Below are 14,060 nucleotides of genomic sequence, written 5' to 3'. Positions count from 1 at the left end.
ATGCGCTCCATAAAAAAGGCGCAGAACTCTGCGCCTTTGTTTGTTTTATCAGACCTTAGCTCAGACGGCCGTGGCACTGTTTGTACTTTTTGCCGGAGCCGCACGGGCACGGATCGTTACGGCCCACTTTACGTTCGCCGGTTTGCGCCGCCAGATCCTGGGCTGCGGCTTCATCATCGCTCTGATGGCTGAGCTGCTGCATCTGCGCCAGGCGCTCGGCCTCTTCACGACGCTGCTGTTCCATCGCCTCGACTTCTTCCGGCATCCGCACCTGGACTTTGCTCAGGGTGCTGATCACTTCATACTTCAGTGACTCCAGCATCGCGGCAAACATTGAGAACGATTCGCGCTTGTACTCCTGCTTCGGATCTTTCTGCGCATAGCCGCGCAGGTGGATACCCTGGCGCAGGTAATCCATCGCCGCCAGGTGCTCTTTCCACAGCGAATCCAGAGTCTGCAGCATCACGCCTTTCTCGAAGTGGCGCATCATCTCGGCGCCGACCACTTCTTCTTTACGCTGGTAGGTTTCTACCGCGCTCTGCAGAATACGTTCGCGCAGGGTCTCTTCATGCAGCTCCGGCTCTTTATCCAGCCACTCTTTGATTGGCAGGTCGAGGTCGAAGTCGTTTTTCAGACGCTCCTGCAGACCTTCGATATCCCACATCTCCTCCAGCGACTGCGGCGGAATATGGGCATCGATCGTCGCCTTAAAGACGTCTTCGCGGATGCTGTTGATGGTTTCGCTGACGTCAGACACGTCCAGCAGCTCGTTACGCTGGGTGTAGATCGCCCGGCGCTGGTCGTTGGCCACATCATCATATTCCAGCAGCTGCTTACGGATATCGAAGTTACGGCTTTCCACTTTACGCTGGGCGTTGGCGATCGCCTTGGTGACCCACGGGTGCTCAATCGCCTCACCTGGTTTCATTCCCAGTTTACGCATCATGCCAGACACGCGATCGGAGGCGAAGATACGCATCAGGGCATCTTCCATTGACAGGTAGAAGCGGGAAGAACCGGCATCCCCCTGACGACCAGCACGGCCGCGCAGCTGGTTATCGATACGGCGAGATTCATGACGCTCGGTACCGATGATGTGCAGACCGCCTGCGGCCAGTACCGCATCGTGGCGTACCTGCCAGTCGGCTTTGATTTTCTCAATCTGCTCTGGCGTTGGGTTTTCCAGCGCAGCGACTTCCGCCTGCCAGCTACCGCCGAGCATAATATCGGTACCACGACCCGCCATGTTGGTGGCGATGGTCACCGCGGAAGGGTAGCCCGCCTGGGCGACGATATCCGCCTCGCTGGCGTGGAATTTGGCGTTCAGGACGTTGTGCTTGATGCCGGCTTTAGTCAGTTCGCGGGAAACCACTTCAGATTTTTCGATCGAGATAGTCCCCACCAGCACCGGCTGACCGGCAGCGGTACGAGTTTTGATATCTTCGATAATTGCCTGAATTTTTTCCGCTTCGGTCATATAGACCAGATCCGCCATGTCTTTACGGATCATCGGACGGTTGGTCGGTACAACCACGGTATCCAGCTTATAGATAGAGCTGAATTCAAAGGCTTCGGTATCGGCTGTACCGGTCATCCCCGCCAGCTTCTCGTACAGACGGAAGTAGTTCTGGAAGGTGATAGAGGCCAGAGTCTGGTTCTCGTTTTGGATCTCCACGCCCTCTTTGGCCTCAACGGCCTGGTGCAGACCATCGGACCAGCGGCGGCCCTGCATCGTACGGCCAGTGTGCTCATCGACGATGATAACTTCGCCATCTTTGACAATGTAGTCAACGTCGCGGGTGAACAGCGCATGGGCGCGCAGCGCGGCGGTAACGTGGTGCATCAGCATAATGTTGGTTGGAGAGTACAGGGACTCACCTTCATCCATAATGCCTTCCTGTACCAGCAGCTCTTCAATCAGCACCAGACCACGTTCGGTCAGGTTAACCTGACGCGCTTTTTCATCCACCGAGAAGTGGCCTTCGCCAGTGAAAGTATCCGAATCCTCTTTTTCCTGGCGGATCAGATGCGGGATGATTTTGTTTACCTTGCGGTACATTTCAGAGCTGTCTTCCGCCGGGCCGGAAATGATCAGCGGCGTACGCGCCTCATCGATCAGGATGGAGTCCACCTCATCCACCAGCGCATAGTGCAGTTTACGCTGAACGCGCTCTTCCGGGCTGAAGGCCATGTTGTCGCGCAGGTAGTCGAAGCCGTATTCGTTGTTGGTGCCATAGGTGATATCGGCAGCGTAAGCTTCACGCTTCGCCGGCGCCGGCAGGCCGGACATGTTGATGCCAACTGTCATGCCCAGGAATTCAAACAGCGGGCGGTTATTTTCGGCGTCACGCTGGGCCAGATAGTCGTTGACGGTCACTACGTGAACGCCTTTGCCGGTTAGCGCGTTGAGGTACGCCGGCAGGGTCGCGGTCAGGGTTTTACCTTCACCGGTACGCATCTCGGCGATGCAGCGATCGTTAAGCACCATACCGCCCAGCAGCTGGACGTCGAAGTGGCGCATGCCGAATACGCGCTTACTGGCTTCGCGAACGACGGCGAAAGCTTCAGGGATCAGGCTTTCCAGCGTTTCGCCTTTTTCCAGGCGCGCGCGGAATTCAGCGGTTTTCGCTTTCAGCTCGTCATCAGAGAGTTTTTCCATCGCCGGTTCCATGCCGTTGATGATATTGACGACTTTGCGCATACGACGCAGCGTACGGTCGTTACGGCTGCCGAAAACCTTGGTTAACATTTTGATAAGCATAATAAAATCTCAAACGCCCCGCGGTGCGGAGTCACAAAAAATAGGATGGTCCGTGGTTATTTTCAGCTGAGACGTTGAGGCCCTGCGCGGATCCCCGCCACCTGGCTTATCCAGGCGCTGACGCGGAAGGCAGAATATGAAGAAGGGATGTAACCCGCCTGGCGGATCACCACCGGCGGCGTGCTGTCCTGCGTCAGCAGCGCGCTGAGGGTGTCGAGCAGCGCCAGATGCTGAGCCTGCAGCGGGGAAGTTTCTTCCGCGACCGGCAGCGCCTGCGGCGCCATGGCGAAGGAGAGATGACGAATAACGGTGCGAATGGCGTGCTGATGCCAGTAGTCGACGGTAAAGCTGGGCCGGCGATTCGTCTCCAGCAGCGCCAGCTGAGAGAAATTAACCTTGCTCGGATTGTGATTGCTGGCGGTCGCCTTCGCTGGCGCCGCGGTCTCGTGACCGTTGCTTAGCGCAGGCAGGCCGAGGCTGGCCGCGACCATCCCCAACAGGAGATGCGGCCAAAAATACCGTCTGCCAAACTGTCGCCAGCGCGTCAGCAATCCACTCACGTTCATTACCTTTCTTTGCTAGACCCGTCGTCGTTCAGGCTGTCTCTTTATTGATGTTTTTCGCAGGACAACCTGATGTCCACGGGGTAAAGCAACCCTGAGAAATAATTTTGCGCTCAAATACTAACATTAATACCGGCCTGAGGCAGCATGAATGAAGGCGATTGCCCGGCGAAAACGCTTAATAAAGCAGCGAACGCACGCTAATTATTATCCAGGGATCGCAGCGAAAATAACTGGAGGGTGCTATAAAAGAAAAACGACTGGCTCCCTGGTCGGAGAGAGTACCAGGTTACCAGTCGAATTTACTGAATGGTCAGGCTTACGCCAGAACCATCGACGGTGCGCGGAACGCCATTGGCAGTTTTGCGTCGTCTTCGAAGGTCACATACTCCCAGGCTTCCTGTTTTGCCAGAACCGCCTGCAGCAGTTTGTTGTTCAACGCGTGACCCGATTTGTACGCCGTGAATGCGCCGATAATGTTGTGACCACACATAAACAAGTCACCGATCGCATCCAGCATTTTGTGGCGAACAAATTCGTCTTCAAAGCGCAGACCGTCTTCGTTCAGTACGCGATAATCGTCAACAACGATGGCACAATCGAAGCTGCCGCCCAGGCACAGGCCGCGGGACTGCAGATATTCGATATCGCGCATAAAACCGAAGGTACGCGCACGGCTAATCTGACGCATGAACGCATCGGCCGAGAAGTTCAGCGTATAGCGCTGGGTGCTGGCATCAATCGCTGGATGGTTAAAATCGATGGTGAAGTCCAGCGAAAAACCATTGTACGGTTTGAATTCAGCCCATTTGTCGCCATCTTCGACGCGAACCGTCTCTTTGATACGTACAAATTTCTTGGCGCAGTTCAGTTCATCAATGCCGGCGTCCAGCAACAGATAAACGAACGGAGCCGCACTGCCGTCCATAATCGGGATTTCCGGCGCATCGACTTCAACAATAATGTTGTCGATACCCAGGCCAGCCAATGCGGCGTTCAGGTGTTCAACCGTAGAAATCCGCACGTCATGCTCATTAACCAGGCAAGTACAGAGCATGGTATCACGCACAGATTTGGCATCAGCCGGAAAATCTACCGGTGGATTCAAGTCGGTGCGACGATAGATGACCCCGGTATTTGCCGGCGCAGGGCGTAACGTCAGTGTGACTTTCTTGCCGGTATGCAAACCGACGCCAGTCGCCTGAACGATACGTTTAAGAGTCCTTTGTTTGATCATCGTATAATCTCGCCAATTTACCTATCCAACCGAAGTGTACACCACTATCGGGAGGCCAGTTTAGCACAAAGAGCGCAGATGCCCAACTTCCAGTCGATTCTTAATCGGCTTGCTTACGCAGGAAGGCTGGGATATCCAGATAATCCGGCTCTTTCGCGGTTTGCGGCGTATTGTCGTTCACCACTTTGGCTGCCGGCTTCTGCTCTTGCGTCAGCGGCGACATACCATGCTGCTGGTAACGATCCATCACCGGCTGCTGAACCTGCTTGTTGGTTACCAGGGTGATTTCCGGACGCTTATCCATGCCAATACCGGTCGCCACTACGGTCACGCGCAGCTCGTCGTTCATATCCGGGTCCAGAGAGGTACCGATAACCACGGTCGCATTATCCGAGGCAAAAGCACGGATGGTGTTACCCACAGTTTCGAACTCGTCCAGACGCAGGTCGAAGCCCGCAGTAATGTTGACCAGCACGCCGCGCGCGCCTGACAGGTCGATATCTTCCAGCAGCGGAGAAGAGATAGCCATTTCAGCCGCTTCTTCCGCACGGTCTTCACCGCTCGCCACCCCGGAGCCCATCATCGCGTAGCCCATTTCAGACATCACGGTACGGACGTCCGCGAAGTCGACGTTCATCAGACCCGGACGGGTGATCAGTTCGGCGATACCCTGCACCGCGCCTTTCAGGACGTCGTTTGCCGCGCCGAATGCGTCGAGCAGGGAAATTCCACGACCCAGGACCTTCAGCAGCTTGTCGTTCGGGATGGTGATCAGTGAGTCAACGTGCTTGGACAGCTCGGTGATCCCCTGCTCAGCGAACGCCATGCGCTTCTTACCTTCAAAATTAAACGGCTTAGTGACCACCGCAACGGTGAGGATCCCCAGATCTTTCGCCACTTCCGCGACTACGGGCGCCGCGCCGGTACCGGTACCGCCGCCCATGCCTGCCGCGATGAACACCATGTCTGCGCCATCAAGGGCTGCGCGCAGCGCTTCACGGTCTTCATCAGCCGCGTTACGGCCGACTTCCGGGTTCGCGCCCGCGCCCAGACCTTTGGTAATACCGCTACCGATCTGGATAGTCTGGCCAACCGCCGTCTTACGCAGCGCCTGCGCATCGGTATTTACCGCGAAGAATTCAACACCCTCAATGCGCTCGCGCACCATGTGTTCAACGGCGTTACCGCCGCCGCCACCGACGCCGATGACTTTAATCACCGCGTCGTTGGTCAGTTCCATAGGTTCAAACATAGTTTCTCTCCGTCTTGTGCCTGTCGCCTGAGAACGCTAATTGTCTGCGTTCTCTTAAAAAATTAAAACTCTTTTCGCAGCCAGCTGTTGAGTCGCTTAATCCACGAGCCCACTGAGGCCGTCACGCGTTTTTCTACTTCCGCTTCACCACTGAGATGTGACTCTTTTCCGTAGTGCAGCAGCCCCACCGCCGTTGAATAATACGGCTCCTGGGCATAGTCGGTTAAACCGGTGATGTTCAGCGGCGCGCCAATGCGCACCTGAGTATGGAACACGCGCTGCGCACAGGCCGCCAGACCTTCAATTTGCGCCGCGCCGCCGGTTAACACAATCCCCGCCGCCAGATGATGTTTAACACCCTGCTGGCGGAGCTGTTCCTGCAGCTGCAGGATCTCTTCATTGACCAGGTTAAGCAGCTCGGTATAGCGCGGTTCAATCACCTCTGCCAACGTCTGACGCTGCAGGCTACGCGGAGGACGTCCACCGACGCTCGGTACTTCGACGTTTTCGTCTTTACCGACGATGGAACCCAATGCGCATCCGTGACGAACCTTGATGGCTTCGGCATCGCTCGGCGGCGTACCGAAGGCATAGGCGATATCGCTGGTCACCACGTTACCGGCATACGGGATCACTTTGGTGTGACGCAATGCGCCGCCGGTGTAGACGGCGATATCCATTGTACCACCGCCGATATCCACAACGCAGACGCCCAGCTCACGTTCGTCTTCTGTTAATACCGAATAACTGGCCGCTAACCCGGCGAAAATAAGTTGGTCAACTTTCAGACCACAACGTTCCACTGCTTTAACAATGTTTTTTGCCATATCGTTATGGCAGGTGATCAGATGCACCTTCGCCTGCATACGCACGCCGGACAGCCCTACCGGGTTTTTAATCCCTTCCTGGTAGTCGATAGCATATTCCTGCGGAATCACGTGCAGGACACGATGTTCATCGCGAACGCGAACCGACTTCGCGGTGTGGACCACGTTCTCGACGTCGTCCTGCGTCACTTCTTCTTCCGAAATCGGTACCATCCCGATTTCATTCTGACAGCTTATATGTTTACCCGAAAGTGCCAAATAAACTGATGAAATCTGGCAATCCGCCATCAGTTCGGCCTGGTCGATGGCGCGCTGTACGCATTTCACCACCGACTCGAGGTCGTTCACACCGCCTTTATCCATACCACGCGATGGGCAACTGCCCACGCCGATGATATTGATCATGCCGTCGGGCAGAACTTCCCCTACTAAAGCGGCCACCTTGGCGGTGCCAATCTCCAGTCCAACTACCAGTTTTCTGTCCGTCGCCTTGATCATTGTTGTTCTGCCTGTGCCTGATTCTGTTGTTGATTAGTTTCCTCTGCGGGAGCAGGTACCCAGCCCACTGCCGCACCCGAGTCATAACGCAAATCAACGTAGCTAATCCGTTTGCCGTCGGTCTGCGCCTGCTGCTGAAGAACCGGGTAGAGTTCCATAAAGCGCTGAAGCCGTTTCATGGTATCGCCACGGCCAAGGTTGAGCTTGATGTCATTATTAAGCGTCAACTGCCAGGAGCGACGGGCGGTCATCGCCGCCACTTTCAACGTGAATTTATCCTTTGCCAGCACCTGCCCCATGTCACGATACCCCTGCAGCACTTCGTTCTCGCTGCCTTCGGGACCGTATAACATCGGTAAATTCTGTTTGCTGGTGCGATCCGCCGGCACGCTGAAGGCATTTCCTTCTGCATCCACCATATGTTGATCATTCCAGCGCGCAATCGGCACATATTCAACCAGATGAATCTTCAATTCATCGGGCCACTGCTTTCGGACGCTCGCCTGCTTAATCCACGGCAGACGTTCAATCTGGCTCTGGATGATGTTCACATCCTGAGTCATAAAGGTACCCGGCGAACCCAGCGCCAGGATCGCCTGACGGATGTCATCATTGCGCGTATAGTGACGCTCGCCGGTCACCACCATCTTCGACAGCGGTAAGCGCTGCGCATCTTCCATCCAGCCAAGAACCATCCACCCGCTGACCAGCACGGTAAACAGCACCGCCAGCAGGAAAACGATCCCTGCCAGCCGCGTTCCATTACTCCGACGCGAAGAAGAAGCCTCTTCTTCATGGTTCCGCGTATTCAGCGCAGCCTGCGACATATCACCCCGCCAGGTCCAGAATTCGTACAACAAGCTGGGAGAAGCTCATTCCTGCCTGACGCGCCGCCATTGGCACAAGGCTATGGCTGGTCATGCCCGGGGAAGTATTCGCTTCCAGCAGATAAAACTGGCCATCGCTGTCCAGCATCACGTCAATACGGCCCCAGCCTTTGCAACCCAGAACATTCCAGGCTTTAAGCACCAGGTTCTGAATAGCTGACTCACGCGCGGGATCTTCAAATCCTGGGCAGAAATATTGCGTCTCATCAGAGAGATACTTCGCCTCATAATCATAGAAGGTTCCCGCGGCCTGGATACGTATTGACGGTAAAATTTCTTCACCGACTATGGCGACGGTAAATTCCGGTCCACTGAGCCATTTTTCGACCAAAACTTCATCATCATGCTGAAAAGCCAACGCCAATGCACTCGCTAAATCACAACTTTCGCTGACTTTCGACATCTCGACGCTGGAGCCTTCACGGCTCGGCTTGATGATGACCGGCAGACCCAGCGCCGCAATTTGCTGTTCGACGTCAGTAGACAGCCCGGCGGCAAACTGGGCGCGGGTCAGCGCCACCCACGGCGCGACCGGTAATCCGGCGCCCTGCCACAGCCACTTGCTGCGCAGTTTATCCATTGAAATCGCCGAAGCCATCACGCCGCTGCCGGTATAAGGCAGCTGGATTAACTCCAGCAGCCCCTGCAGAGTGCCATCTTCCCCGCCGCGGCCGTGGAGGGCAATAAACGCTTTCTTAAAGCCCTGCTTTTTTAGCTGGGTAATATCAACATCGCGCGGGTCGACCGGATGGGCGTCCACCCCGCCTTCACGCAGCCCGGCCAGCACCGCCGCGCCTGAATTCAGCGACACTTCACGTTCAGCGGAGGTTCCACCGAAAAGCACCGCGATTTTATCAGCCATGGCGCTCCTCCTCCGTTTTTTGCGGGATCAGTTTGATTTCAGCCAGGTGGCGGGCGATTTTACCGATGTTACCGGCGCCCTGCACCAGTACTAAATCGTTACCGGTCAGGACTGATGCCAGCATCTCCGCGGCCTGGGTCGAATCGGGCACCAGGATCGGATCCACTTTCCCGCGACCGCGAATGGTGCGGCACAGCGAGCGGCTGTCGGCGCCCGGGATCGGCGCTTCGCCCGCCGGATAGACGTCCAGCATCAGCAGGGCATCCACCTGGGTCAGCACGTTGGCAAAATCATCATACAGATCGCGGGTACGGGTATAACGGTGCGGCTGGAATACCATCACCAGGTTTTTATCCGGCCAGCCGGCGCGCGCTGCTTTAATGGTGGCGTCCACTTCCGTCGGGTGGTGACCGTAATCATCGATCAGCATCGCGCTGCCCGGTTTGCCGTTGACTTCGGCCAGCGGAAACTCGCCAAGAAAATCAAAGCGGCGTCCAGTTCCCTGGAAGCTCTCCAGTGCGCGCAGAATAGCCCGATCGTCAATCCCCTCTTCCGTCGCCACGGCGACGGCCGCCGCCGCGTTCAGCGCGTTATGGCGTCCCGGGGCATTGAGCGTCACCTGCAGGATCGCTTTATCCTGGCGCACCAGGCGGAAATGCCCCTGCGCCCCAACCTGACGATAGTCCTCGACGCGTACGTCGGCGTCGTCGCTAAAACCGTAGGTGGTGATCTGCCGGCCAACGCGCGGCAACAGTTCCCGGATCACCGGATCGTCCACGCACATCACCGCGCGTCCGTAGAACGGCAGGTTGTGCAGGAAGTTGATAAAGGTCTGCTTCAGATTCTCGAAGTCGCCATGGTAGGTATCCATGTGATCGGCTTCGATGTTAGTGACAATGGCCACCATCGGCTGCAGATGCAGAAACGACGCGTCGCTCTCATCCGCTTCCGCGATCAGGTAACGGCTATGGCCAAGACGGGCATGTACGCCCGCCGCTTTTACCAGTCCGCCGTTGACGAAGGTCGGGTCCAGCCCGGCCTCGGCGTAAATGCTGGATACCATCGCGGTGGTGGTGGTTTTGCCGTGGGTCCCGGCAATGGCGATCCCGTGGCGAAAGCGCATCAGCTCCGCCAGCATTTCGGCACGACGGATCACCGGGATACGCGCCTCATGCGCGGCAACGATTTCCGGGTTATCTGCCGAAATCGCGCTGGAAACGACAACCACGCTGGCATCACGCACGTTTTCCGGGCGATGGTTGAAATAAATGGTGGCGCCAAGCTGCGACAGCTGCTGGGTCACCGGATTCGGCGCCAGGTCGGAGCCGCTGATCTGGTAACCTTCGTTAGCCAACACTTCGGCAATACCGCCCATACCGGCACCGCCGATGCCGACAAAGTGAATGTGCCGAACGCGACGCATCTCGGGCACTATGGAACGCAGTTTTGCCAAATCTTGTGTATTCATTCTTTACGCCATCAACTTCTGTATTCGGGCGGTGAAAATCACCGCAATTAGCGCGCCAAAGCTACGGCGCTGACCTCTTCTGCTACCCGCTCGGTAGCGTCCGGAATCGAAGCGCCACGCGCTCGTTCCGCCATATCCAGCAAGGTTTCCCGATCCCAGCTCGCCAGGGTAGAGGCAACCGCCTCTACCGTGAACTCAGGCTGTTCAAGAATTTTCGCCGCGCCGGCTTTCTCCAGCGGCAGCGCATTCCAGTACTGCTGACGATCTTTGTGCTGGAACGGGACAAACAGCGCTGGTAAACCTGCGGCCGCGATTTCGCTAACCGTCAGCGCGCCGGAACGGCAAACCACAACATCTGCCCAGGCATACGCCGCGGCCATGTCATCAATAAATTCCGTCACTTTATGCTGCGGCTGTCCGGCGGCGGCATAGGCCTGCTGCACGGTTTGCTGGCCGCCTTTGCCGCTTTGATGCCAGATGGTCACCGTAGCGCCGAGCTTCGCCGCCACCTGCGGCATCGTCTGGTTCAGGACGCGCGCGCCCTGAGAGCCACCGACCACCAGCACGCGAATCGGTCCCTGACGGCCAACCAGACGCTGACCTGGCAGCGGTAGCGCCAGTACATCTGTGCGCACCGGGTTCCCAACGACGTCCGCATGCGGGAACGCGCCGGGAAACGCCTGCATCACTTTCTTCGCAATCTTCGCCAGCCACTTGTTAGTCAGGCCGGCAATGCCGTTTTGCTCGTGGAGGACCACCGGGATCCCCAGCGACCACGCCGCCAGACCGCCAGGCCCGGAAACATAGCCGCCCATGCCCAGCACCACGTCCGGCTGGAAACGCTTCATGATCGCCCGCGCCTGACGCCAGGCGTTAAAGATACGCACCGGCGCCAGTAGCTGCGCTTTGATACCTTTGCCACGCAGGCCGGAGATGCGGATAAAATCAATTTCGATGCCGTTTTTCGGCACTAAATCCGCTTCCATACGATCGGCGGTACCCAGCCAGCGAACCTGCCAGCCCTGGTCCATTAAATGGTGCGCGACCGCCAGTCCCGGGAACACATGCCCGCCGGTACCGCCCGCCATCACCATCAACCGCTTTTCCTGACCGCTCATCGCACACCCCGTGTAAACGCCTGGGCTTTTTCCAGACGCGTTTCATAATCAATTCGCAACAACAACATAATGGCCGTCGACATAATCAACAGACTGGAACCACCATAACTGATCAGCGGCAGCGTCAGACCTTTCGTCGGCAGCATCCCCGCCGCCGCGCCGACGTTAACTAACGCCTGGAAGCTAAACCAGATACCAATCGCACAGGCGAGGAAGCCGGAAAAGCGATGATCGATCTCCAGCGCTTTACGGCCAATCGACATGGCGCGGAAAGCGACGAAGAATACCATTAAAAGCGCCAGTACCACACCGATATAACCGAGTTCTTCGCCGATAATGGCGAAGATAAAGTCAGTGTGCGCTTCCGGTAAATACTCCAGTTTTTGCACCGAGTTGCCGAGGCCCTGCCCCCACATCTCGCCGCGGCCAAAAGCCATCAGCGACTGGGTCAGCTGGTAGCCGCTGCCGAACGGGTCTTCCCACGGGTTCCAGAAGGAGGTCACGCGGCGAATACGATATGGTTCGGCGAGGATCAGCAGGACCACCGCCGAAATACCCATGCCGATAATGGCGATGAACTGCCACAGCTTCGCGCCGGCGAGAAACAGCATCGCCAGCGTGGTGACGAACAGGACCACCACGGTACCGAGGTCAGGCTGCGCCAGCAGCAGGATGGCCAGTACGAAAATCACGCCCATCGGTTTTAAGAAGCCGCGCAGGTTGTTACGCACTTCGTCGGCTTTACGCACCAGATAGTTGGCGATGTAGCAGAACAGCGACAGCTTGGTGAACTCCGCCGGCTGAATACGCAGCGGACCAAGGGCTATCCAGCGCGATGCGCCGTTTACCGAGCTGCCTACTACCAGTACGATCAGCAGCATGACGATCGAGGCGATCAGCATCGCGGTACTGTGGCGCTGCCAGAAATCCATCGGCAGACGTAGCGTAATCATCGCCAGCGCGAAGGCCAGCACAATGTACAGGCCGTCACGCTTGGCGAAGAGGAAAGGATCGTTCGCCAGGCGCTGTCCGACCGGCATCGACGCCGAGGTCACCATAATAAAGCCGATCGCCGCCAGGCCGAAGGTCAGCCATAGCAGCATCCGGTCATACATCACCAGACTGTCGTTATCTTTCGGGCGCGAGCCCATCACCCAGCCTTTCAGCGCAGCGAATAGCCAGGCGAAAATAAACATCCCCGGCAATCGCGGCAGTCTCAGCCGAGGCAGGCTCAGCTGCGGCATTCTCAGGCGTGGGAGAGAGAAACGCATCAACCTAACTCCTTCGCCAGACGGGCAAACATCTCGCCCCGTTGTTCAAAGTTCTTAAACTGATCCAGGCTAGCGCAGGCCGGCGACAGGAGCACCATGTCCCCCGCTTTCACCAGGGGAGCAATCTGACGCATCGCCTGTTCCATAGTCTCAGTTTGTACCGCCACCTCAGGACGCAGCTCAGCGAGCTCGGCGCCATCGCGACCAAAGCAGTACAGGCGAATACGATCGCCGCCGAGGTAGCGCTTCAGCGGGGTAAAATCAGCGGACTTGCCGTCGCCGCCCAGCAGCAGATAGAGCGTGCCGTCCAGCTGCAGGCCGTTCAGTGCCGCCTCGGTGCTGCCGACGTTGGTCGCCTTCGAGTCGTTAATCCAGCGTACGCCGTTGTGATCCAGCACCAGCTGGAAACGGTGCGCCAGACCGGTAAAGGTGGTCAGCGCCTTCAGGCTGCTGGCCCGCGGCAGACCCGCGGCATCGGCCAGCGCCAGCGCCGCCAGGGCGTTGCTGTAGTTATGCTGACCGGTGAGAGGCATCTCTTTCACATTGAGGACTTTCTCACCTTTAACGCGCAGCCAGGTTTCGCCCTGCTGGCGGTTAAGGTGGTAGTCACCGACATCGACGCCAAAGCTAATGCAGCGTTCGTCCGCCCCGCGTACCGGCATGGTGAGCGCATCGTCCGCATTCACCACGCAGGTCTTCGCATTCTCGTAAATCCGCAGCTTCGCCGCGCGATACTGCTGCAGCCCCAGCGGGTAGCGGTCCATATGGTCCTCAGTCACGTTGAGGATGGTTGCCGCCACCGCCTGCAGGCTGGAGGTGGTTTCCAGCTGGAAGCTGGAGAGCTCCAGCACATACAGCTCTCGATCGGTGTCCAGCAGCATCAGCGCCGGCAGGCCGATATTGCCGCCCACGCCGACGTTAACTCCAGCGGCTTTCGCCATCTCGCCCACCAGGGTAGTAACAGTGCTTTTGCCGTTAGAACCGGTAATGGCGATAATCGGCGCCTGCGCTTCGCGGCAGAACAGTTCGATATCGCCAACGATCTCTACGCCAGCGTCGGCCGCTGCGCTGAGCGAAGGATGGGCCAGCGCAATCCCCGGACTGGCGACAATCAGGTCCGCCGCCAGCAGCCAGGTATCATTGAGTCCGCCGACATGGCATTCGACCGATTCGGGTAATTTATCCAGCCCCGGAGGCGCGACGCGGGTGTCCATCACGCGCGGGGTTACGCCGCGCGCCATGAAAAAGTCCACGCATGACAGGCCGGTCATACCCAGCCCAATAATGACGACTTTTTTACCCTGATAATCTGCCAT

At 57.4% G+C, this 14,060-nt stretch carries 11 protein-coding genes; all 11 read right to left on the bottom strand.

The features are described 5' to 3' along the window. Positions 1-55: 55 nt before the first annotated feature. On the bottom strand, positions 56-2,761 hold the full coding sequence (secA, locus tag HMPREF1024_RS07230; RefSeq protein ID WP_002888638.1) for a preprotein translocase subunit SecA: 2,706 nt from the start codon (positions 2,759-2,761) through the stop codon (positions 56-58). 62 nt (positions 2,762-2,823) lie between these two features. Next, entirely contained in the window at positions 2,824-3,321 is a 498-nt protein-coding gene (gene secM, locus HMPREF1024_RS07235) for a secA translation cis-regulator SecM (protein WP_002888635.1), read from the bottom strand. 322 nt (positions 3,322-3,643) lie between these two features. Then, entirely contained in the window at positions 3,644-4,561 is a 918-nt protein-coding gene (lpxC, locus tag HMPREF1024_RS07240) for a UDP-3-O-acyl-N-acetylglucosamine deacetylase (protein WP_002888632.1), read from the bottom strand. A 100-nt stretch (positions 4,562-4,661) separates the two neighbouring features. Further along, the gene (ftsZ, locus tag HMPREF1024_RS07245; protein WP_002888628.1) at positions 4,662-5,813 is read right to left on the bottom strand and encodes a cell division protein FtsZ; all 1,152 of its coding nucleotides are present in this window, start codon (positions 5,811-5,813) and stop codon (positions 4,662-4,664) included. Between the two features lie 62 nt (positions 5,814-5,875). After that, a complete protein-coding gene (ftsA, locus tag HMPREF1024_RS07250; RefSeq protein WP_002888625.1) occupies positions 5,876-7,138 on the bottom strand; it encodes a cell division protein FtsA in 1,263 nt (420 codons plus the stop codon). Next, positions 7,135-7,965, bottom strand: coding sequence for a cell division protein FtsQ (ftsQ, locus tag HMPREF1024_RS07255; RefSeq protein ID WP_002888624.1), 831 nt, complete (start codon positions 7,963-7,965; stop codon positions 7,135-7,137). Before ftsQ ends, ftsA begins: the two co-directional genes overlap by 4 nt. Before the next feature lies 1 nt (position 7,966). Further along, positions 7,967-8,887 (bottom strand): D-alanine--D-alanine ligase, encoded by a 921-nt coding sequence (locus tag HMPREF1024_RS07260; protein ID WP_009309247.1) that lies wholly within the window; start codon positions 8,885-8,887, stop codon positions 7,967-7,969. Beyond that, positions 8,880-10,355: a UDP-N-acetylmuramate--L-alanine ligase gene (gene murC, locus HMPREF1024_RS07265; protein ID WP_004192000.1), complete on the bottom strand. Its 1,476-nt coding sequence runs from the start codon at positions 10,353-10,355 to the stop codon at positions 8,880-8,882. The genes HMPREF1024_RS07260 and murC overlap by 8 nt, the downstream gene beginning before the upstream one ends. A 47-nt stretch (positions 10,356-10,402) precedes the next feature. Then, positions 10,403-11,473, bottom strand: a complete 1,071-nt coding sequence (murG, locus tag HMPREF1024_RS07270) for an undecaprenyldiphospho-muramoylpentapeptide beta-N-acetylglucosaminyltransferase (RefSeq protein ID WP_002888566.1) — start codon at positions 11,471-11,473, stop codon at positions 10,403-10,405. Next, positions 11,470-12,744: a cell division protein FtsW gene (ftsW, locus tag HMPREF1024_RS07275; RefSeq protein WP_002888565.1), complete on the bottom strand. Its 1,275-nt coding sequence runs from the start codon at positions 12,742-12,744 to the stop codon at positions 11,470-11,472. The genes murG and ftsW overlap by 4 nt, the downstream gene beginning before the upstream one ends. After that, positions 12,744-14,060, bottom strand: coding sequence for a UDP-N-acetylmuramoyl-L-alanine--D-glutamate ligase (murD, locus tag HMPREF1024_RS07280; RefSeq protein WP_004151364.1), 1,317 nt, complete (start codon positions 14,058-14,060; stop codon positions 12,744-12,746). Before murD ends, ftsW begins: the two co-directional genes overlap by 1 nt.

The organism is Klebsiella sp. 4_1_44FAA (assembly GCF_000238715.1).
In the GTDB taxonomy this organism is placed as follows: Bacteria; Pseudomonadota; Gammaproteobacteria; order Enterobacterales; family Enterobacteriaceae; genus Klebsiella; species Klebsiella pneumoniae.
Note: the sequence above shows the minus strand (reverse complement) of the source record. Positions and strands in the feature narration are given on the sequence as shown.

What these genes read in the sequence shown, in the direction of transcription:
- ftsW (WP_002888565.1), bottom strand. Translation starts at nt 12,744, where the DNA reads ATGCGTTTCTCTCTCCCACGCCTGAGAATGCCGCAGCTGAGCCTGCCT.
- lpxC (WP_002888632.1), bottom strand. Translation starts at nt 4,561, where the DNA reads ATGATCAAACAAAGGACTCTTAAACGTATCGTTCAGGCGACTGGCGTC.
- HMPREF1024_RS07260 (WP_009309247.1), bottom strand. Translation starts at nt 8,887, where the DNA reads ATGGCTGATAAAATCGCGGTGCTTTTCGGTGGAACCTCCGCTGAACGT.
- ftsA (WP_002888625.1), bottom strand. Translation starts at nt 7,138, where the DNA reads ATGATCAAGGCGACGGACAGAAAACTGGTAGTTGGACTGGAGATTGGC.
- murG (WP_002888566.1), bottom strand. Translation starts at nt 11,473, where the DNA reads ATGAGCGGTCAGGAAAAGCGGTTGATGGTGATGGCGGGCGGTACCGGC.
- murD (WP_004151364.1), bottom strand. Translation starts at nt 14,060, where the DNA reads ATGGCAGATTATCAGGGTAAAAAAGTCGTCATTATTGGGCTGGGTATG.
- murC (WP_004192000.1), bottom strand. Translation starts at nt 10,355, where the DNA reads ATGAATACACAAGATTTGGCAAAACTGCGTTCCATAGTGCCCGAGATG.
- ftsZ (WP_002888628.1), bottom strand. Translation starts at nt 5,813, where the DNA reads ATGTTTGAACCTATGGAACTGACCAACGACGCGGTGATTAAAGTCATC.
- secA (WP_002888638.1), bottom strand. Translation starts at nt 2,761, where the DNA reads ATGCTTATCAAAATGTTAACCAAGGTTTTCGGCAGCCGTAACGACCGT.
- ftsQ (WP_002888624.1), bottom strand. Translation starts at nt 7,965, where the DNA reads ATGTCGCAGGCTGCGCTGAATACGCGGAACCATGAAGAAGAGGCTTCT.